Here is a 21,130-nt window from a genome sequence, read left to right as displayed (position 1 = left end):
AATTAACTTTCATTTCATCAACCTTTTTAAAGTCAGGTTTTATTTCTCGCGATGACACCCTTTCACCATTGGGGTATACAAAAGTGAATGCCACTCCTTTTTTCTTTTCATAAGGGAATATCATCTCAACTTTCTTATTTTCTTCGATTATTGGATGGTAATTCACCCAGACATCATTATCTTTTACAATCAAACGAACATCAAAAAAGGAACTTCCCCCCCAAATAAGTTCAGCTTATCTGATTTTGTAGAATTCTTTTGAGTACTCCACCGTTCTAATACGGGGTAATATTTAGGGGCGTAATTGAATCTATTTCAACTTATGATTTCAAATTGTCCATTCCTAGAGGCATCATCATCAAATGCAACCGTTCCACCTACAGCAGAGCCTGGGATAAGATCCTTCCCAAGATGGGCCGCATCTATATATTCAACACCTACATTTACTGCACTTAAAGTCCATTTGCATGAACCACCATCAGTCATAGCCACTTTTGCTTCCCAGATATTTCCACTTCTTGGCATCATTGGGATCCCGATAACGTTATAGCTGGGTTCTGTGACAACTGAGCCGTCAAATCCACTGATTCTCTTTTTCATGCATTCATACGAGATGTATCTAACCTCAAGCGGGAATGGCTTTGTATACTGAGATGGATTTTTTACTTCAAAATTGACCCATTTTGTGTCCGCCGGTGGAGATAAGGTTTTATCCATTGCCTGTGCAAAGCTATTCAAAATCAATGCAGACAGAAAAACAGTGATAATTTTTATCGAATTATGCATTCCTATACCCCCGGATATAACAGATACAACCATACAATCATAAAAGAATCATTTACTGTTCATTCCATCTACTTTGTCAAAGTCAGGAAAAGTTGAACCGTCAGATACAACTGTTCCATCCGGGTATATTATAGTGGGATGAGAGTCATCCGTTTTTTTTCTTGGCTCTATATATCTAACAACTTTACTTTCATCAATCATTGGCATATATGATATCGCTGGCGCCCCCTCCGCCCTATAAGAAAAAAATCTTTCCTTTGCAAGAAAGGTTAGCTCATTTTTTTGCCTTACCAAATGCCACTCTCTTATATATGGATAATATTTCGGAGTTAACCTAACATCCCCCTTCACAAAGGTGAACTGACCATTTCTTGATGCATCGTTATCAAATGCAATCGTTGCACCTACTGCAGCTCCAGGAGCAAGGTCTTCTCCAAGATGCGTTGCATCTATATACTCAATTCCTAAATTGAACTCGCTTAATGTCCAGTCACATGACCCACCGCCTCTCATCGCAACCTTAGCAATCCAGACATCGCTTTTACCCTGCTGCTGGAGCGGGATTTTCGTTCCGTTATAGCTCGGTTCAGTGACCGACGAACCATCAAAACCACTGGTCCTGTTTTTAAGACATTTATGCGAAATGTAAGTCACCTCAAGTGGAAAAGGTTTGGTATAACGCGATGGGTTTTTAACTTCAACATTCACCCACTTCGTGTCTGAAGGCGGAGAAAGTGTTTTATCCATTGTCTGTGCGCAGCTATTCAAAATAAATGCAGACAGACAAACAGCGATAATTTTTATCAACTTATGCATTTTCCATATCCTCTTCTCCATACAAAGCAAAACGTTCCAGAGCATTACCACCATCTTTCATTGAGAGTGTAGTGTTTAATGCCACATCAAGCCTATCTTCCAGCAAGAGAAACAATTCATTTCGCTTAATCTCAGTGTCGGGAATATATTTTCGATCTTCCGAAATTTGATCTTTAAATTTCACAATATTTTCAGCATGCTCAGTAAAGTGTTTCTTCTTACTCAGACCTTTTTTATCAATCAAACCAAGAATTTTGTTATTAATGTAAGGCATATAAGATGTCATGAAGTGCTCCCCAAAAGTTAAATCCGCGAATCTGGATGGGTTTTGCTCTTCAGGAAAATATTTACTTAAATCATTTGCTGTTAATGATTTTTTATATTCATGCTGTTTTTTCCCAGCTTCTTCAGATTCCACCTCTGCAAATGATGGTACCAGATAAAGCTTTGCTGTAATTGGTAGCGGGCCACTCAAAGTTATACATCCAGCTGGTTCAGGAAAACTAATTTTACACTCTTTCCATTCTCTAAATTGCGTTGCCGTGAAAAATGCAACGATTTTCCCATGATGCCAAAAACAATCCCCCCAAGATTTCAATTGATATGCCATCAATTCACCTACGGACCAAGTCATACCTAATAATGCACCAACTGGTCCCCACAAATTGTATAGTTCATTATCAACATTAGCTTCAGGAGGAACAGCAGGAACCGGGTCATTGTCATTAACATGACGATAGTGAGTTATGCCGGATAACTGCTGGATAGCATCTTTTGTAAATGTTCGAGGCATTCCATATGTATATAGCTTAGGCTCTAAATTCTTTAGCTTCGCGGAGTGAATCAAAGCTAATGCACCACCTAAGCTATGACCACATATGAATAACTTCAAACCACCTGCTAATTGTTCCAACTCTAACATTTGGTCTTCAAATTTTCGTTCGGCTCGACAATAGCCACTCCAAAAACCATCATGAACTTTTCCAGCCGAAAGCAATTCAGCACACTCAGTCTTATCCGCATTGCATGTTTGAGTATTTACCGGAGCAAATGAAAGATCAGTTCCAACGTCATATAAACTTGCTGTGCCGCGCCATGAAACTATCACTTTATCCGAGTTATAAACGTAATATAACTGAGTATCGCCATCGGCTTTGCCTGTAGTACTATTATTTTTCGGAGTGCTCCCGGCATCAGATGAAGATCCACCGGTATTTTTTGATGTATCCATAAACACCGGTGGATTATAGCGATCGCTATAGGGAACATCACATACAAGGGCATTGTAAGTATTGCTACCTTTATGAAACTTTGGTAATTGCTTTAAGTCCTGACATTGACTTATGAAAAAGCGGGTTATTGATTTTTCATCAAACACATTATCATCTACATATGCTAAGCAAGCCCCTCCGCCTAAATTTATAGCATTCGCCAGCGAATAATCTTTCTGATGATGTAAGACAAGTTCCCAAGCCCGGAACGGACATATTTCTATTACATGACGTTTTTCAAGCTGATTTGACCTTATCGTCAACCCTTTCATAACCTTGTCTGCCGGAAAATGAAATGGCGGCCACACTTCTCCTTTTCGTAGTTTAACGGAAGGAAGGGTACGGCAAAGTTCACCGATAACTGCATAGTGCCAGATATACCCTTTCTCTTCAGCTTCAGGACGCACAATAGAATCATTTTCCGCATCGCGACTAACGCGTAAAGCACGTTGTTCCATTTCCGTAGCCAGCTGATTGCCATCTAACGTCAGCCTCAGCTCCAGACCGTGCGGCATATCGATCCTGATTAGCCCGTCAGCATCGCTCTGACCAGAATAAGTGAATCCCTCCACCGGCCCGGAAACAGGATGAGCGCTTTCCACAGTCCATGGCATATTCGCCACGGGATCGCCCTGCTCATCAACCAGTTGAAATTCGACCCAGTAGGGCATTTGCTCTTCACATGGAGCATGGGGATTTTTACGGCAGAGTGAGGATACAGCGGTAGTCATGTTATTCGCCCTCCTGGCTATCAGCAATATTGCGCGGATATTCGATTTTTAACTGCGATGGCATAGACGTAAATATTGGAGAAGTCTCTCCTTCTGCACCGGAAATGCCCTCATAAACATCTCCTTCAGCCGTCGTAATTTTATATGTGGTGAAAGGCTTTACTGCTCCGCTGGCGGATGACGTTGTGATAAACCCTTCGCTGTACCCTTTCGGGAAAGTCACCGGCGGTGTATCTAAGCTGGCAGGGCCTGTCTGATTAACATTGGCCGCTTTCAGCAAAATATTTCCCGGACACCCCAGTTCAATATTCCCACCGCTAAGCTTTATATAAGCGCCGCCGCAACTTAAAATCAGTTCCTTGCTGGCATTTACCTTCACGCTCCCCTGACTACTGGCGACAGTGATGTCCTGTAATGCTGAGACATTCATGGCATCTGCCTGCGCCTGAATGTCAACCTTCCCAGCTCCAGCATACATTTTCATTCCTGCAGCCTGTGCAAACAAACTTACAGCTTCGCTTGCCGCTACAGTGAATGATTGCCCGGTACTGATATCCGTGTTTTTACCTGACATAAGGCCAATACTTGCCCCGCCTGAAGCAAGCCGGACAGCCTCAGGACTGATAATGCCTATTCCAGCGGGAGCACTGGCCAGCAATCCTGGCATTTTTAGATATTTCAGTGAGCTGTTTAGCGTCTTTTGGCTGTCGATGTCAGATACTGTTGCCTGTGCCCCTTTCGCAGCGGCCTGGAGGCTTCTTGCCAGCGTGAGTGCCTGCTCCAGTTGTTCTACAGCCCTGTCCATTTCAAGCATTTTACTGCCGACGTCAGGCTGAGCATCTGCAGTAAGCAGAATGCCCTTACCACCACGAACGCTGACCCAGTCGTTAGTGCGCAACTCTACCCCTTCACCACGAAGAACCCTGGAAGCATTGACGTTGTGCCCTAAATTCAGTTGGGTCTTACCCCCGTATTCGGTACTGAGCTTAATGTGCTCTTCGCCGCGCTTGTCCTCCATCCGCAGTTTGTTCAGGCCTGCAGTCCTGATCACATTTCGGCTGCTGTTGGCTTCAGTAACGTGGTCAACGTGGCGGGAGTCGTGCATGGCATGGGCAATATACGGCCGATCCGGATCGCCTTCATGGAAGGCAATGGCGACTTCAGTACCCTGTATCAGCGGAAAGTGGAAGCCGTACTTGTCACCACCGTAAGGTTTGGCAAAGCGCACCGGCATGCTTTCCATGCCCTGGCGTTTATCGTCGCGGTCAGCATCAAACTTCACCCGGTACATGCCGGATGCATCCTGCCAGGCGTAGATGTCGTTATCTTTGGCACTGGTCACACGCGCCATCAGGGTGCCGCTGACCACCGGACGCTTTTTCGCGGCTGGACGCCAGCATCGGTTCTCGTAGTACGGCATAGCCGCCCATTCCACCTTCAGCGCGTTCTGACGGCTGGCAGAGTAACCGGCGCTGATGATGACGAGACCGTTTTCGGTTTCACGCGGCAGCGTCGGCGGGATAGCAGTTTCGGTGATAGTCAACACCTGAGCCGGACCCAGGGTATGGTCGGTGCTGCTGCCAGTTACAGTGGTCTGGGTGGAAAGGTAGCGTTCATGCTCCAGGCGCGCCCAGTAGTTACCTGTTTCCGCTGCGGGGTTAATTTTATCGCCACGTTCAAGGTGACGCGGGCGATAATGGTACACATCGCCGTAAGTGTTCCCTTCCCCGTCCCCGCGGGTCATGTCCGCCGGCACGGACGTCAGGACGTTCTGGGCTTCGCGGTGGTTGTAATCGCTGGCGGTGACCGAGCGCTCCACTACGTTATGCCACACGTGCACATCCCACACCGAGTCGGCCGCATTGTCATTCGCCCCTGACGGGCTGTTCAGTGGGAGTTTTTTACCAAACGTCCAGGCGCTCTGCTTGTCCGCAAGGTGCACCACTTCGGTCTGGGTATCAGGCTGCAGGGTGAAGAAGTAAAAAATCCCCACCTCCGCCAGCAGGCGTTCAATGAAGGCGAGGTCATTTTCCTGATACTGGTTAATCTGCTCACGCTTTGGATAGTCGGCTTTGAGGGTAAACTCAAACTCCCAGCCTTTCAGTCCATGCTCCGTGAGCACCTCTGCAACCACTTCCGGCACCGACTTGTTGACGAAAAAGCGATGAGTACGGAACTGATTCCCCAGTAATGCCAGGAACGGTTCCAGCACAATGCAGTACTGCGCTTCATCTGCTGAACCACCGGTACGCTCGAAACGGGTCACCACTCCGTGAACCACCTTACGCTCCGTCAGGGAAAGCAAATTGCCCGCGCCCATGGTCAGGGTCGCCGGCTTGCTCAGCATCTGGCGGGCATCAATGTTCTTGTCGGCACTGGTGAAGTTGATGGTGTAGCAGTAAAGCTCACTCATCGCTTCTGAGCCGCTGAAGTCCTCCACATCGATATCGGCCGTACAGGAAGGAATATCGAGGCGGTAGCGGTTCAGGGCTTTTCCGGTGACGGTGGCCACCATCGTGTTCAGGGTATCCGTCAGGCTCATGGCGTTGACTCCATTGTGTATTCGGTTATTCCGTCAGGGCTGGCGCGGGCCAGCATTTGTCACAGGAAGTGAGAAAGAGATTATCTTTTTTTGCGATTTTTCAGCCAGAAGAGCAGCTTCATCAGGAGGTACGATCCGACAGCACACAACGTTGTTTTAATCACGATGATATGCATCTCGAAGCTGTCCATCGCGTTTTCCCCGTCACCGCGAATCGGGATATGGGCCTTCACAAAACTCGCAACCCATGCATCAGGAATGAAGTGGATCCCGCTCGAGAACAGCACAATAAACAGCAGGATTTTCATTCGGCGTTCTCCGCGCGCTTTTTCAGCGCCTGCTGCGTCCGGCGTTTATCAGCCTCTTTTCTTGCTTCGGTCTCTTTATCACACAGGCTGTAGTCCGGGGTACCACGCACATCGATACGGGCCCAGGCCTTCAGACCATTGCCGCCAGGAACCGGGAAGGTTCCTCTCTGCAGTAGCAGACGTCGCAGGTGCTGAAAATCACTGGACCGGCGAAGGGTGATACAGCCCCAGGACTCACCGGAACCATCGCTGTTCAAAGGATGAAGACGAAATCCTGTACGGTTCAGGCCATTCACCATGATGCCGTCTCTTTTAGTTTTATCGCTGAAAAGGGCAAACCATTCGGAATGATGATTTCGGTAACCATGCCAGGCATCGATCGCCTCTGCCCGGACTCGGTTATACAAGCTGCCGGCAGGCCTGTCGGTCACCCAGTAAGTCCCCGGCGGGATAGCAGCATTTTCATGGTCAGCACAGTCAGGATTATTGATATAAAAATCCACGCCCGTCAGCACTTCAAAAGTCCCGATGCCGTAGCATTTCAGGTACGCCGTTTTGCCATCCGCCGACAGGTTGCCGTAATCCATCATGCAAATCTGCATTTCAGCCTCCGTGCGCCTCATTAAACGCCAGTACAATCCCTTCCTCATCGCTCCAGCCGAGCGTCAGGGAGTGTGGTTTCTGTTTCGCGGCCATGTGGGTCAACAGTTGTTGACTCAGCACTGGCAGAATTTGCTGGTTGAGCAGGCTGTCGACGTTACGCGCGCCGGTGTCCGGCAGCAGGCAGGCGGCAGTCAGCGCGTCATACAGGCTTTCGTCAATCTTAGTGGTCAGGCCGTAGTGACGATGTAAGCGCTTGCTGACCTGTGCCAGTTTCATTTCCACGATGATACGCATAGCGGTTTCCGCTAACGGACGGTAGATGACGGTCTGGAAGCGGGCCAGCAGGGCGGGCTGGAAGTGGTCGCGCAATATCGGGCGCAGCAGTTCGTGCAGGTCACCTTCGGTGGATTCTGGTTGTTCGTCCAGCAACTGCATCAGGTGATCGCTGCCGAGGTTGGAGGTCATCAGGATGACGGTGTTGCGGAAGTCGATTTCACGCCCTTCGCCGTCGCGCATAAAGCCCCGGTCGAACACCTGGTAGAACAGGTTCATCACGTCGCGGTGCGCCTTTTCCACTTCATCAAGCAGCACCACGCTATACGGGCGCTTACGTACCGCTTCGGTGAGAATGCCGCCCTGACCGTAACCCACGTAACCCGGAGGCGAGCCTTTCAGCTGCGACACCGTGTGCGGCTCCTGGTATTCGGACAGGTTGATGGTGATGAGGGATTTCTCACCGCCGTACAGCACGTCCGCCAGCGCCAGTGCAGTTTCGGTCTTACCGACGCCACTCGGGCCAACCAGCAGGAACACGCCCTGCGGACCATTCTCGGACGTGAGACCCGTTTTTGCCGCACGCAGGCGCCGGGCGATGGCGGTCAGCGCCACGTCCTGCCCGACCACGCGCTTGCCGATTTCGTTTTCGAGTGTCAGCAGTTCGGTCTGTTCATCTTTCATCAGGGAGGAGAGCGGAACGCCGGTCCAGTCGGCTATCACGTTGGCAACCATACGGATATCCACATCCGGCCGGATTAGTGCACCGTCCTGCTGCAGAAAATCCAGCTGTTGCTGCAGGGTGTGAATATCTGCCTGACGACTGATGTCCTGACGGCAGGCTATCAGCTCCCCGACCAGCTGGCGCTCTACCTCAAGACGGGCTTCCTGCGTTTTCAGCTCCGACTCAAGCTCCGTACGCAGCGTGTCAATGACTGCCAGTCGGTCACCGTGTGACGATGCTCCTGCGGCGATGTCCTCCAGCAAGTCCTGTGTTTCCATCCCAAGCGCTATCAGACGGGATTTCAGGCGTACAATGGCTTCCGGCACAGTATCAAGACTCATGCGCACGCGCGCGGCGGCGGTATCCAGCAAATCAACAGCCTTGTCCGGCAACTGGCGGCCGGTCAGGTAGCGACGGGACAGGGTGACGGCCGCACGGACCGCATCGTCAGTGATGTGCACGTTATGGTGTTCGGCATAGCGGGATTTCAGACCTCTGAGCATCAGGCACGCCGTCTCATCGTCCGGCTCGTCCACCTTCACCATCTGGAAGCGACGCTCCAGGGCAGCATCGCGCTCAAAATATTGTTTATATTCAGACCATGTGGTGGCGGCGATAGTGCGAAGTTCGCCACGCGCCAGCGCAGGTTTCAACAGGTTGGCCGCATCTGCGCCTCCCGCCTGGTTACCCGCGCCGATGATGGTGTGGGCTTCGTCAATAAACAGCAAAATTGGGGTAGGCGACTGTTGTACAGCATCGATGACGTTTTTCAGGCGCTGTTCGAACTCACCTTTCACTCCTGCCCCCGCCTGCAACAGGCCAAGGTCGAGGGTGCGCAGAATAACCGGCTTCAGGCTTTCCGGAACGTTACCTTCTGCGATACGTAAAGCCAGACCTTCCACCAGCGCCGTTTTGCCGACGCCTGGTTCACCCACCAGAATCGGGTTGTTCTTACGACGGCGCGAGAGAATGTCCACCATCTGGCGGATTTCAGTATCGCGACCAAAGACCGGGTCGATTTTGCCTTCTCTGGCTTTGGTGGTGACGTCGAGGGTGAATTTATCCAGCGCATTCTGCAGGGCCGGGGTCAGCTCCCCCTCTTTCAGTTCTGCACCCACCGGACGGCCGACAAACTCCACCTCGCCACCGTGGCTCTGCGCCAGCTCTGCTTCCTGCTGCACGTCCGGGCGTTCATCCGACTGCCCATCAAGCAGCGGACGCAGACGTTCCAGCTGACGCTGGCCCAGGGTCAGCAGTGGCCACAGACCATCGCAGCGTATCAGATTCTGCTTATCGACCAGCGCCATCAGAAGATGGACGCTGCGGATGTGCTCTTCACCGTTAAGCGAGGCAATCAGCCAGGCTTCCTGCAGCAGAGACTGAATAGCATCAGACAGCTGCGGACGATGGCGAACCGAGCGCGGCTGTTTATCCAGCCAGCCCAGCAAATCCTGCCAGACGGCGTCCATGTCCCACCCGTAGCGGCGCGCCAGCACCGTCAGGTCACCTTCCCCCTGCTCAAGCAGTTTCAGCAGCCAGTGCTCCGGCAGGATTTCTGCGTGCGCGCGGGTCTGACACAGAGAGGCTGCCCCTTCCATCGCGCGGGCGCAGTAAGGGTTGAGACGTCGAAGAAGGATTGCCGGGTTTTCCATGTTTGCTTGCTCACTGTTGAGGACCGTTCAGGCACGCTACCGCCCCTGGCCGTTACCGAGGCCCATAAGGTCTGTTTCCGGGATGTGATGTTTTTTGCTCAACGCCCGCACAGGCAGACGCTCAGCAAAAGCAAAATGCGGACAGAGAAGCTCTGCCCGCTCGTGACTTACGCGGTGGCGCGTTCGTTCCAGGAATCGGAATGAATGATGTTGCCGTCTTTGTAGGTCCAGGTGATTTTTTCGTAACGCAGCTCGATCTGCTCGAGGTGGTTATGCTTCTCGAAAGAAGGATCCTTGACGTCGTGCATCACCGGATTCACTTTCACCACTTTGACGTTCTCGAGTTTGGTGTTGAAGTACTCCACTTCCTGGCCCGCGTCATTGATTTTGTACCACTTGAATTCCGCAGACTTCAGCGTCTGACCGGTGGTCACCGCCTTGTACAGGTACGGGCTGGACGAGTCGATTTCCTTGGTGAACAGGAACGGGGTGTGGATACGGGTACCGGTCAGCTTGCCGGTGTTGTTGTCGGTCGGGATGTACAGGTTATGCTTCTGCGCCACCACTTCGATGCTGCCTTCACGATCCTGAACGTCAACAGAACCCTTGATGTCCGCGCCGCCGTCGTCCTTCAGCCAAAGATAAACAGGAATTGCCATGGGAATTACTCTCCATTGTGTTGTGATGCGCCATCATCCTGCGATGACGCTTTGGGTTGGCCCGGTATCTGGCAGGCACTGGCCTGCGGTACCAGACTGATTTCGACACGGCGGTTGAGCGCGCGCCCATCCGGGGTGTCATTGGTTGCGATCGGACGGCTCTCGCCATAGCCCTGAACCGCAAAACAGCTTTCCGGCACGTCACCGGTATCACGCATCCAGTTGCGCACCGCTTCGGCACGTTTCAGGGACAACGTCTGGTTCAGTTGCGGATTGCCGGTGTTATCGGTATGCCCGGACACGACAATCAGCCAGCCCGGCTTCGCCTTCACGCCGACCAGAGAATTCACCAGCATTTTGGTGGACCCGGCTTTCAGCGCCGATTTGCCCGAATCAAACAGCGACATGCTGTCGAGACGGATGGTTTTCGGGCCCTGAATGATTTTCTTGATGACCGGTGGTGGTGGTGGCGGTGGGGCCCAGTCGCTGATGGCGGCCTCAACAGGCGGTACCAGGCGCAACCCCTGATACAGCCCCAGGCGATAACGCAGTGGCTCCCCGCGACGCGCCCAGTCGTCCAGCAATGCGTCATCGGCTCTGAGGCGCTGCTGTGCGCGCAGTTTCGGGGCAAAAGGCTTGCCCGTCAGCTGGTGATATAACGCAAGGTGATCGCCAACATTACGAATGAGACGCTGGTTGTTCATCCAGGACGCCAGCATGGCAAGTGCCAGGAAAATCCCGCCCAGTAACCCGGCGTAACGCCAGAACATCATTCTGCGGCTGACGCCCTGTCGGCGCGGCAGCGCCGGCAGCAGCAGTTCAGGCAACGGTAGTGGTTCGGTGGTCACAACGGTATCTGGTGGCAGCGCCGTCACGGTAGTGATGTGCTGCTGCCAGAGATTGCCCTCGATACCGTTCACCGGCACCATGCACATGCCCTGTACACAAGGCTTCATCACCGGCAGTTCGCCCTGACGCACCGACAGCAGGTCATTGACTGCGCTGTTCTGCCAGGCAAGCAGGCTGTCCAGCCACAGCCCCTGACTCAGACGCGAAAGACGCCCGTCAGATCCACTCTCCCGGGTCCACTCTGTCAGTGACACATTGCCCTGACCGGGCTGATACATCTGAATGCCGCTTCGCGGGCTGACTGTGGTAAACCAGACGGGTTCAGCTTCCGCGCAGGCCACAGGAGGCGATACCCAGGTCACGGTCCACAGCGGTGGGATCGTGCCAAATGCTGCGCGGCACTGGACGACAGCACGCTGCCAGCCCCGCAGAGACTGGGTAAAATCATTACCGGATTTATACTGCTCAGGCACCACCGCCAGCATGACGGAGATTTGCGACACCAGGGCCGGGCGCACCAGGCTCATGTGCTGTGCCAGGAGGGGCAGTTGTTCCGCATCCTTCACCCACAGATACCAGCCCTGCCGGGTTTCCCGGTGACGGGAACCGGAGACAAACAGCGGAGCGTTGTCGCCACAAACGAGGATCACCGCCCCCTGAAAATCTTCCGGCGGCAGGTTTTCATCCACAATTTCCCGGACAGCGGTCGCCCGCGCCTGCGCAGCCCGTCGCTGACGCCAGAACATCATCCCGGACACCAGAACAACCAGCAGACTGAGTGCCACGCGGCTGCCCGTGGACAGAGGCCAGAATCCCAGAATGAGCCACAGTGCCAGCACGGCACCCAGGGCAGTTAGCAGACTTCGGTACGCATCCCGCATCGCTTACCCCGGCCTGACGGTCTGGCTTACCAGGTCGGAAAGCGAAGACGAAAGGAAGAACCATAGTGCCACTAGGGCTACAGCGGCCACGACCCAGCTCAGCCAGTACCAGCGACGGCCGCTGCGCAGGCGTGAAGCACAAGCAACAATGGGAGCGTCCTGTGCCAGCGTGAAGGCTGGCACCCGTTCCGCGAGCGCACGAACGATATCTTCCCGGTGCTCATCATCCTGGGCGCGATATTGCCCCACGAACCCCAGCTGCAGGGCCCGGTACATGCAGGTCAGGACAGCGGCGTCAGGAGCAGTTTCTTTCAGAAGGTTGCGGATCCGCTCCCACAGATCTTCGCCGGCATTGAGGGTGCCAAAGAAGTGTGCCTGCAGCGGATCACGGCGCCAGGTCAGGTAACCATCATCGGTGGTTCCCCGGTTCATCACGCTTTCATCAAGCAGTGCACACAGGGCATACACCATATGGTCACGACTGATGTCGCTATAACCTGCCTCCGTGAGCGCCCCTTTTGCCTCCTGCACCAGACGACAGGCCCGGCGATAGAGCCCTTCCCCGTCCCGGACTTCCTGACCACCTCGCAGCTGACTGACCATCAGCCAGCCCGGGTAGAAAATACGTTCAATCTGACTTAGTTCGGATTTATTCATGAGCGCAGCACCGCAAAGAGTTCAAGACTCACATCCCCCAGCGAGCGCGGGGTATAGAAGGTGCAGCTGCCCATCTCAAGCATTGCCCGAGCCACCTCACTACTCAGATCCAGCGAGAAATACTGGTTCTCAAGGCGTAACGGGATAGCGGCCGGCACATGGGTCAGCGGCTTGATAACCATCCCGCTCAGGGCCACATTCACCACATCGGACACATCTTCAAAGCTGCCCGCTTTACACAACTGCGGGAATTTGGTCTGAAGTTCATGGTTCGGCATGGAAGAGCGTACGGAAAGGTAGAAGTCTGCCCCTTCGCGCAGGCGCGCATCGTGTAGGGTCCCTTTCCAGATCTGGTCCTGGTGCTCCAGGTGGATACTCACCACCCGTGACGGCAGGCTCGCTTCCAGCAGCTTATCGAGCAGTGCCAGCAGCGGCGGGAATACCCGCTCCGGTGCAGCATGCTGATAAGCAGGAATATCGCCGGCGTCATGCTCCAGTGAGAACGTCAGCAGACTGCCGGCCAGGCGGGTCAGTTCGCGGTACAGTAGTTCCGGGTGACGCTCAGGCGTCTGAAGCAGTTCAGTCAGCACCGGCTCGGTGCTGTTCAGGGCGTTGAGCAACCAGAACAGGGAGACATCCGCGACCGCAAAGTCGGCCATCCGCTCATTGCTTTCCCGGCGCATGGCCATCAGACGTTTCCTGCGTGCCTGCAGGCGCACCAGCAGGTCATTCAGTTCGGTGGCAAGCCACGGACTGGCGGCAACAGACAGCATCGGTGGGATAAAGGCCGGGTCCCGGCTCCACTGCCCCTGCGCATTACGCACCAGACGGGCTACCGGACAGGTCAGGTATGCCGTGTTTTCCTGGCTGGAAAGACGCAGAGTCAGCGCATGACGCAGGATCGCAAGCTCCCCGCTTTCATGACCGGCCAGTTCCTGTACCACTACGCGTTCCGATTTCCAGCGACGCGGGCGCTCACTGTCCTGGCCGTTATCAAGGTTGCCACCGCTGGCACTCAGCAGCGGCAGAGCGACAACAACGTCAACAGCTTCACTGCCGGCGGCAAAAGACAAATCACAGACCGGAGGAAGCGTGTCAGCCAGCTCGGTATCCACAAGGGTACCGTCCTGAAAGCGCACCACCAGACGGGTGGCGTTCAGGCGCGAGAGCGCCAGTGCTACATCGTCAAATTCCGCCACCACCACGCCCCAGGGATGAGAAACCCCCATCCGGGCGACCATGTCGGCAACGTGTTCATTCCAGCGAGCCTGCTGCTGAAATTGTTGCGGGGCCAGAGCGGCCCCATCCTCCCAAAGTGGGCGGTAAATTTTCATCCCTGATTTCCTCTCGCCTCAGGATTTGGCTTTCGGCATCTGGGAAACCAGTGACAGGTTGACGTCCATCCCTTCTACCTGGAAGTGCGGCACCGCATAGAGTTTCACACGGAAGAAGCCCGGGTTGTCCTCAATGTCTTCCACCACCACTTTGGCGTCACGCAGGGGGTGAGAGGCCTGCAGCTCGTCGCCCGGGTCGGTCATTTCGGTCACCAGACTGCGCACCCAGGTGTTGAGCTCAAGCTCCAGCAGACGACGGTCTTTGGTTGTGCCGATATTTTCACGCTGAATCAGCTTCAGGTAGTGTGCAATACGCGACAGCAGGAAAATATACGGCAGACGCGCATTGATACGGCTGTTGGCCGTGGCATCCGCTGTGTCATACAGGGCCGGCTTCTGGGTGGAGTTAGCGCTGAAGAAGCAGGAATAATCTCTGTTTTTATAATAACTTAATGGAATAAAGCCCAGGTTCGCAAACTCAAACTCACGGGTTTCCGGGATCATCACTTCTGACGGGATTTTCACCTGATTGCCGGTACCCAGATCGTACAGATGAATAGGCAGGTCCTGCACGGCACCACCTGCCTGTGGGCCACGAATTTGTACACACCAGCCGTTGTTGATGAAGCTGCGAACCATGTTGGATGCAAAGGCGAAGGATGCGTTGGTCCACAGGTATTTATCGTGATCCGGGCCTTTGACTTCTTCCACGTAGTTGAAGCTCCGCACCGGCACGGTATCCGGACCATACGGCAAGCGACCCAGCACGCGCGGCATCACCAGACCGATATAGCGGGCATCGTCCGTCTCACGGAAGGATTTCCACTTGATGTACTCCGCACGATCGAAGTAGTTACCAATGTCTTTGATGGCCGCAACTTCCTCCATCGAATCCTTGAGGAAAAATTTCGGGCCGGCAGAGCCGATAAATGGCATGTGAGCAGCAGCGGAGACTTTTGAAATGTTGCGCAGGAGCGCGACATCCTGCGCAGACGCATCAAATTCGTAAGCGGAAATCAGCGCAGCGATCGGCTCTCCACCCGGTGTGTCATACTCATCGATGTATGTATGTTTATACAGTCCACTCTGAATGATTTCCGGGCTGTCTTCGAAGTCCTGTCGCAGATCTTCTTTGGACATGTCCAGAAGTTCAATTTTCACGTTCTGGCGAAAATCTGTTTTATCCACCAGCGACTTCACACCGCGCCAGAGGCTCTCTACAGCCTGAAACTCCTCATGGTGCATCACGGCATCCAGTTGGCGGCTAATCTGATAGTCGAGTTCTGCAATATGGTGGTCTATCAGGTTCTTATCGAGCTTTTCAATTTTAGAACCGGCTTTTGTCAGACACTCCAGAAAGACCTGCATCCCGGCGGTCAGACGCTCATCGGCTGTGGCATCAGACATTGCCTGCGCATCCTGCCAGATATCCAGAGCACTCAGTTCAGAGACCGGATTCAGGTTAATTTTTTCAAACAGAGAAGCATAAACCCCGCCTGCCGCAGGGCGTTCCAGAACCACGCTTTCGCCGCCAGTCGCATTCTCATTTTTTACAGACATCAGCATCTTCCTTATTAATCCGTTAAATCATCAGTGACCGTTATGGCTGTTTCGGTGCCAGGGCTGACAGCTCAGTTCTGAGTTCTGCGCTCAATTCCGGGTCGAGGAGAATTTTTTCCAGCTCCTTTCGGAAAGCCTGATTGTCCAGCAGGTTCGCTTTTAAATCGCGAAGCAGATTGCGCATGGAAAGCATTGCCTTCAGCTGAGGAATTTGCCGAGAAACCTGCTCAGGGGTGAAATCCTTCATGCTCCGGAAGGTCAGACTGATGTTGTCTTCGCTGCCATCATCAGCCAGCGTATTTTTAACGGTCAGACTGACGTTTGGGGAATATTCAGAAAGAACACTATCAAAATTATTTTTGGAAATATTTACCTTACTACGTTCTGATAGTGACGCAGTTTCCTGCCCGTTACTAAAGTCACCGGCAACCAATAATTTCAGTGGTAATTCCGTTTTTTTGCTCGCCCCGCCCGTATGCAGATCAAGTTTTAAATTAATACGTGCCTTAGGCACTTCGTTCTGGAAGCTGTCAGCCATTTACCTGTCCCTCTGTTTATATCTGTGCATATTTTCCATGCACGACCTTTCCTGGCCCGCAATAATAGAATAATGATCTGCAAAATATCAAATACACAAACTCTTAAACCATATATATAAGAAAATTAAGAATTTTCACCCATTAATTAAGAAGAGAGTAATTATGATAAATAAGAAAAACAAACTATCGTCACTGCTAAAAATAAAGCTTTATAGCGAAAAAACAAAAAAGGATAGAGCATTGTTAAAAATGCGATTTTAAAATGACATGCATCAATGTTAAGAAAATAAAAATACCCATTCGCGATAAGAGATGTAATTACAGAGCGAAATAATGGAAAGGATAAGAAACTGACAGGAGAAATGGATGAGGTAAACACGTCGAAAACATGACCACATGGCCAATAATTATTTTAAGGCCGACCTGAAATGGTAAATAAACCCGCAATCAGAATTTTCAGTTCGACCGACAAAGTGAATGCACGGCAAAAGGAAGCCATACTGAGGGCTTAATCTTCTGCCAAACAGAATGCAGTCAATAATTAACCGCAAAGAAAGAGCACATATTCCGGCCAGAAATGTCCTCACGCACTTTCATTTTCTACTTCTACGCGCCGATAGACTGGTACACGCCGCGTTGTTCCGGTCAAATTATCAAAAACGTCCGTTTCAGCGGTGACTATCTTCAGGCCGGTTTTTCTCAGTCGTTGCACATCGGCAGCGATTCGCTGAATACCAAACCAGAAAAGCCCGTCCAGCGCGGTTACCTGTAATCCTTCCGTCAGCGCAACTTTAAGACGCTCACGCGGTGCTTTAGTCTCTTTCGCAATCTGTTGATAAGGCGCGGCTGTATTGCCTTCGGCATCAATCCGACGGATGCGCGTTGACAGCCGGTACTGAAATTCATCCGGAATACCGCTCAAATCGTTTCTCAACGTGTAGACGCAACCAAAACGCTTACCGTTAAACAGCACATTTTTCTGGCTGATTTGCAGTTCATCACGCAGGCTGGCGATCAGTTGCGGAGCGCGAATAAGCAGCAACCGGAAAGGTAATTCAAAGCTGGTGACATAATCGACATTCAGCAGCGCGATCCGCAGGCGCTCTTCGGCTCCGGCCTGCGTCTGACGGCACTCTTCTGCGACATCGGCCCATTGCTGCGTCAGGCGCGGCGTTTCACCCACTTCCGTAAAACTGTACTTCTCTATCTGATAGTCAATTCTTCCGGTCACGCTGAATTCCCTGCTGGTCACGTTACAGTATGCTTCACTTTACCAACCCAGGCGTTTAACCGGAAGTGAGTTAACGAACCGCAATCCGGTGATCCTTTATGACAAAATATCCGGTAGCAGCAGTGCCAGATGACGCTCCGCCAGCATCTGCGAAGCCTGCTCAATATCCGGCGCGAAGTAGCGATCTTTATCGTAATGAGACACCCGTTCACGTAGCAAATGGCGCGCCTGCTCAAGTAACGGGCTGGAGGTTAATCCTTCCCGCATATCCAGCCCCTGGCAGGCAGCCAGCCATTCCACGGCAATCACGCCGCGGGTATTAGCCGCCATTTCCCAGAGCCGACGACCGGCAGCAGGCGCCATCGAAACATGATCTTCCTGATTAGCAGAGGTCGGCAAACTATCGACACTGTGCGGATGCGACAACGCTTTGTTCTCACTCGCCAGCGCTGCGGCTGTAACCTGGGCAATCATAAAACCGGAGTTAACACCGCCGTTTTTTACCAGGAAGGGCGGAAGTTGCGACATATGGCTGTCCATCAACAGAGCGATACGCCGCTCCGCCAGCGAGCCGATTTCAGCGATGGCCAGCGCGATATTATCAGCGGCCATCGCAACCGGCTCCGCGTGGAAATTACCACCGGAGATCACCTCATTTTCAGCAGCGAAAACCAGCGGGTTATCAGAAACCGCATTCGCTTCGGTCAGCAACACATCGGCGGCAAAACGCAGCTGCGTCAGACACGCTCCCATGACCTGCGGCTGGCAGCGCAATGAGTAAGGATCCTGCACTTTATTGCAGTTGTGATGAGACTGTGAAACCTCGCTATTATCAGTCAGCACATGGCGATAGAGAGCCGCCGCGTCGATCTGCCCACGCTGACCACGCACTTCGTGAATGCGCGCATCGAATGGACGGCGTGAACCGAGCGCCGCCTCGGTGGTCAGCGCACCACAAACCACTGCAGAAGCGAACAGATCTTCGGCCTCAAACAGGCCGCGCAATGCGAACGCTGTCGAGGTTTGCGTCCCGTTGAGCAGCGCCAGCCCCTCTTTCGCCGCCAGCGTCAGCGGAGCAAGCCCGGCTCTGTTCAGTGCTTCAGTTGCAGGCAACCATTCGCCTTGCCAGCGCGCTTTGCCTTCGCCAAGCAGCGTAAGCGACATATGTGCTAAAGGCGCTAAATCGCCGGACGCACCGACAGATCCTTTCGCCGGGATCCAGGGATAAACACCTGCATTTACCATCGCCACCAACATTTGGATCACCTGCAAACGAATGCCGGAAAAGCCACGCGCAAGGCTGTTGATCTTCAGCACCATAATCAGGCGCACCAGGTCATCATCCAGCGGTTCGCCAACGCCCGCAGCGTGAGAAAGCACCAAAGAACGCTGTAAATTTTCCAGATCGTCGGTAGCGATACGCGTCTGAGCAAGTAATCCAAAACCGGTATTAATACCGTATGCCGTTCGACCTTCCGCCATGATGGCATTGACGCAAGCGACGCTGTCGTTGATGGCGGTAAAGGCGCGCTCATCCAGCGTTAACAGGTGCGGTTGGCTATAGATATCACGCAGTTGGGTCAGTGTGAGTTGGCCGGGGATGAGGGTGATATTTTTCATTGTCAGCAAAGTCTCTGCAGTGAGGATATAAATACATATACTTGTCTATACATATCCACGCAAGCCAGCTTTTAACAAGAAAGATACAGTTTTGTTATATTGCGCCTGCAATCACGGTTTTATACAACGCCTGGCCAGTCATGTCGCTCGCTCCACCATATGATTTAAGCCCCTATTCTTACTCATGACATAAGTATGCATTATGCTTCTGGTGTGCAAAACGTGACCACCATCAAAAAATAAGTCTTAGAATTCAAGTGGAAATGAACCGTTTCAGCCTTGCGTTTTTTGCGTCGCTCAAAGGCAATTTATTTAGCAACGAAAGTATTGTGTCGCCAAAGCCCGACACATTGTAAGTCACTAAAATTTCATAAAAAAAAGCCTCTTGTAAGGCCAAAAAATTAAGCGTACATTAGCCCCCGTTGGTGAGGAATTCACCCGAAATTCTGAGATGGAGCTGTGGCCAGAATGGAGATAATTCTCAATTTGGTTTTGGCGTAGTTTCACCTCTCTATACTCAGTCCTTGTTAAGGTCATTAAGTGCATACTGAAACGTATGCGGAGCGATGAACGTGAAATATTTCTTTATGGGCATTTCTGTGATGGTCATTGTGTGGGCCGGCACTTTCGCCCTGATGATCTGACCTGAGCTATTGATGCGGAAAAAAACAGGAGCCTCGCGGCTCCTTTTTTTTAGGGTTCAATATCTTCTGTTGCGCTTTTTTGCGTCACTGGCAGTAGCCCGTCGTTGCGGAACATCGTCTTAATGCCGCGTACCGCCTGACGGATACGATCGCGGTTTTCAATCAAGGCAAAACGAACATGGGTGTCGCCGTAATCACCAAAACCAATGCCAGGAGAGACGCACACTTTGGCGTCTTGCAGTAACTTTTTGGCAAACTCCAGCGAGCCCATCGCCGCATACGGTTCCGGAATTTTCGCCCATACATACATTGAGGCTTTTGGCATTTCAACCATCCAGCCCGCTTCATGCAGCCCTTTCACCAGCACGTCGCGGCGGCGCTTATACTGTGCGGCAATATCGCGTACGCACTGCTGATCCCCCTCCAGCGCAGCAATCGCGGCTACCTGCAATGGCGTAAACGTGCCGTAGTCATGGTAACTTTTAATGCGCGCCAGCGCGTTCACCAGCACCGGGTTACCGACCATAAATCCAATGCGCCAGCCGGCCATATTGTAGCTTTTCGAGAGTGTGAAAAACTCCACCGCAACGTCGCGCGCGCCCGGCACCTGCATAATCGACGGCGCTTTCCAGCCATCATAAACGATATCGGCATAAGCCAGATCGTGAACCACCAGCACGTCGTAACGTTTAGCCAGCGCGACCACTTTCTCAAAGAATTCCAGCTCCACGCATTGTGCCGTTGGGTTGGACGGGAAACCCAGAATCATCATCTTTGGTTTCGGGTAACTTTCACGGATCGCGCGTTCGAGCTCATTGAAAAAATCCACACCTTCAACCAACGGCACAGAGCGAACCTGCGCACCCGCAATCACCGCGCCATAAATGTGGATCGGATAGCTTGGGTTCGGCACCAGGACGGTATCACCGTGATCCAGTGTCGCCAGCATCAGATGCGCCAGCCCCTCTTTCGAACCGATGGTCACAATGGCCTCAGTTTCCGGATCGATCTCGACCTGATAGCGATCCTGATACCAGCGGGAAATAGCCCGACGCAGCCGAGGAATGCCGCGCGAAGTTGAATAGCCGTGAGTATCCGGACGCTGGGCAACCGTGCAAAGTTTCTCAACAATATGCGCTGGTGTTGCGCCGTCCGGGTTGCCCATACTGAAATCGATAATATCTTCACCGCGACGACGCGCAGCCATTTTCAGTTCAGCGGTGATATTAAAAACATAAGGGGGAAGACGATCGATACGCGTAAAACGACGTTCAGGACTGAAGTCAGCCATAGATTCCTCGGAGTAACGTTAGCGCCCGGACCGTCCGAGCGACGTCGCTGTCAACACAGCGTGCTTAAAACATATCCTGAAAAATTTCCTGCTGTCGAGAGAAAAAAGAAAAATAATGGTCAGGTATAAAAGAGGAACATCGATTTAGGAAAGGGAAGT

At 52.4% G+C, this 21,130-nt stretch carries 17 protein-coding genes; 1 reads left to right on the top strand and 16 read right to left on the bottom strand.

Translation table 11 applies throughout. The features are described from left to right. Positions 1-315: 315 nt before the first annotated feature. The 15 genes from Y71_RS30650 to hutH all read right to left on the bottom strand — a co-directional run bounded on the left by Y71_RS30650 (position 316) and on the right by hutH (position 19,036). On the bottom strand, positions 316-786 hold the full coding sequence (locus Y71_RS30650) for a hypothetical protein (RefSeq protein ID WP_233218428.1): 471 nt from the start codon (positions 784-786) through the stop codon (positions 316-318). Positions 787-834: 48 nt separating this feature from the next. Further along, entirely contained in the window at positions 835-1,602 is a 768-nt protein-coding gene (locus Y71_RS07930) for a hypothetical protein (protein WP_035942156.1), read from the bottom strand. After that, positions 1,595-3,604, bottom strand: coding sequence for a lipase family protein (locus Y71_RS07925; RefSeq protein ID WP_007371005.1), 2,010 nt, complete (start codon positions 3,602-3,604; stop codon positions 1,595-1,597). The genes Y71_RS07930 and Y71_RS07925 overlap by 8 nt, the downstream gene beginning before the upstream one ends. A 1-nt stretch (position 3,605) precedes the next feature. Next, complete coding sequence (locus Y71_RS07920; protein WP_007371004.1) at positions 3,606-6,146, bottom strand: type VI secretion system Vgr family protein; 2,541 nt, start codon at positions 6,144-6,146, stop codon at positions 3,606-3,608. Between the two features lie 80 nt (positions 6,147-6,226). Beyond that, entirely contained in the window at positions 6,227-6,454 is a 228-nt protein-coding gene (locus Y71_RS07915) for a hypothetical protein (protein WP_007371003.1), read from the bottom strand. Next, entirely contained in the window at positions 6,451-7,056 is a 606-nt protein-coding gene (locus Y71_RS07910; RefSeq protein WP_007371002.1) for a DUF2778 domain-containing protein, read from the bottom strand. The genes Y71_RS07915 and Y71_RS07910 overlap by 4 nt, the downstream gene beginning before the upstream one ends. A 1-nt stretch (position 7,057) precedes the next feature. After that, positions 7,058-9,706 carry a type VI secretion system ATPase TssH gene (tssH, locus tag Y71_RS07905; RefSeq protein ID WP_035942155.1) on the bottom strand — a complete coding sequence of 883 codons (2,649 nt, stop codon included), beginning with the start codon at positions 9,704-9,706 and terminating at the stop codon, positions 7,058-7,060. Between the two features lie 167 nt (positions 9,707-9,873). Then, positions 9,874-10,365 (bottom strand): type VI secretion system effector Hcp, encoded by a 492-nt coding sequence (gene hcp, locus Y71_RS07900; protein WP_007370999.1) that lies wholly within the window; start codon positions 10,363-10,365, stop codon positions 9,874-9,876. A gap of 5 nt (positions 10,366-10,370) precedes the next feature. After that, entirely contained in the window at positions 10,371-12,095 is a 1,725-nt protein-coding gene (locus Y71_RS07895) for an OmpA family protein (protein WP_194138580.1), read from the bottom strand. Between the two features lie 3 nt (positions 12,096-12,098). Next, positions 12,099-12,752, bottom strand: coding sequence for a type VI secretion system protein TssL, short form (gene tssL, locus Y71_RS07890; RefSeq protein ID WP_007370997.1), 654 nt, complete (start codon positions 12,750-12,752; stop codon positions 12,099-12,101). Next, on the bottom strand, positions 12,749-14,086 hold the full coding sequence (gene tssK, locus Y71_RS07885; protein ID WP_007370996.1) for a type VI secretion system baseplate subunit TssK: 1,338 nt from the start codon (positions 14,084-14,086) through the stop codon (positions 12,749-12,751). The genes tssL and tssK overlap by 4 nt, the downstream gene beginning before the upstream one ends. An 18-nt stretch (positions 14,087-14,104) precedes the next feature. Next, complete coding sequence (gene tssC / locus Y71_RS07880) at positions 14,105-15,652, bottom strand: type VI secretion system contractile sheath large subunit (protein ID WP_035889044.1); 1,548 nt, start codon at positions 15,650-15,652, stop codon at positions 14,105-14,107. Between the two features lie 34 nt (positions 15,653-15,686). Beyond that, positions 15,687-16,184 carry a type VI secretion system contractile sheath small subunit gene (gene tssB, locus Y71_RS07875; RefSeq protein ID WP_007370994.1) on the bottom strand — a complete coding sequence of 166 codons (498 nt, stop codon included), beginning with the start codon at positions 16,182-16,184 and terminating at the stop codon, positions 15,687-15,689. Positions 16,185-16,768: 584 nt separating this feature from the next. Further along, positions 16,769-17,416, bottom strand: a complete 648-nt coding sequence (locus Y71_RS07870) for an ECs1377 family protein (protein WP_007370993.1) — start codon at positions 17,414-17,416, stop codon at positions 16,769-16,771. Between the two features lie 96 nt (positions 17,417-17,512). Then, positions 17,513-19,036, bottom strand: coding sequence for a histidine ammonia-lyase (gene hutH / locus Y71_RS07865; RefSeq protein WP_007370992.1), 1,524 nt, complete (start codon positions 19,034-19,036; stop codon positions 17,513-17,515). 572 nt (positions 19,037-19,608) lie between these two features. Here hutH and ypdK point away from each other — a divergent pair. Next, positions 19,609-19,680, top strand: a complete 72-nt coding sequence (ypdK, locus tag Y71_RS29930) for a membrane protein YpdK (protein WP_099458783.1) — start codon at positions 19,609-19,611, stop codon at positions 19,678-19,680. A 49-nt stretch (positions 19,681-19,729) separates the two neighbouring features. On the opposite strand, the gene alaC is transcribed toward ypdK, so the two are convergent. Then, positions 19,730-20,971 (bottom strand): alanine transaminase, encoded by a 1,242-nt coding sequence (gene alaC / locus Y71_RS07860; protein WP_007370991.1) that lies wholly within the window; start codon positions 20,969-20,971, stop codon positions 19,730-19,732. Positions 20,972-21,130: the final 159 nt, after the last annotated feature.

The organism is Kosakonia radicincitans DSM 16656, from assembly GCF_000280495.2.
GTDB lineage: Bacteria > Pseudomonadota > Gammaproteobacteria > Enterobacterales > Enterobacteriaceae > Kosakonia > Kosakonia radicincitans.
Note: the sequence above shows the minus strand (reverse complement) of the source record. Positions and strands in the feature narration are given on the sequence as shown.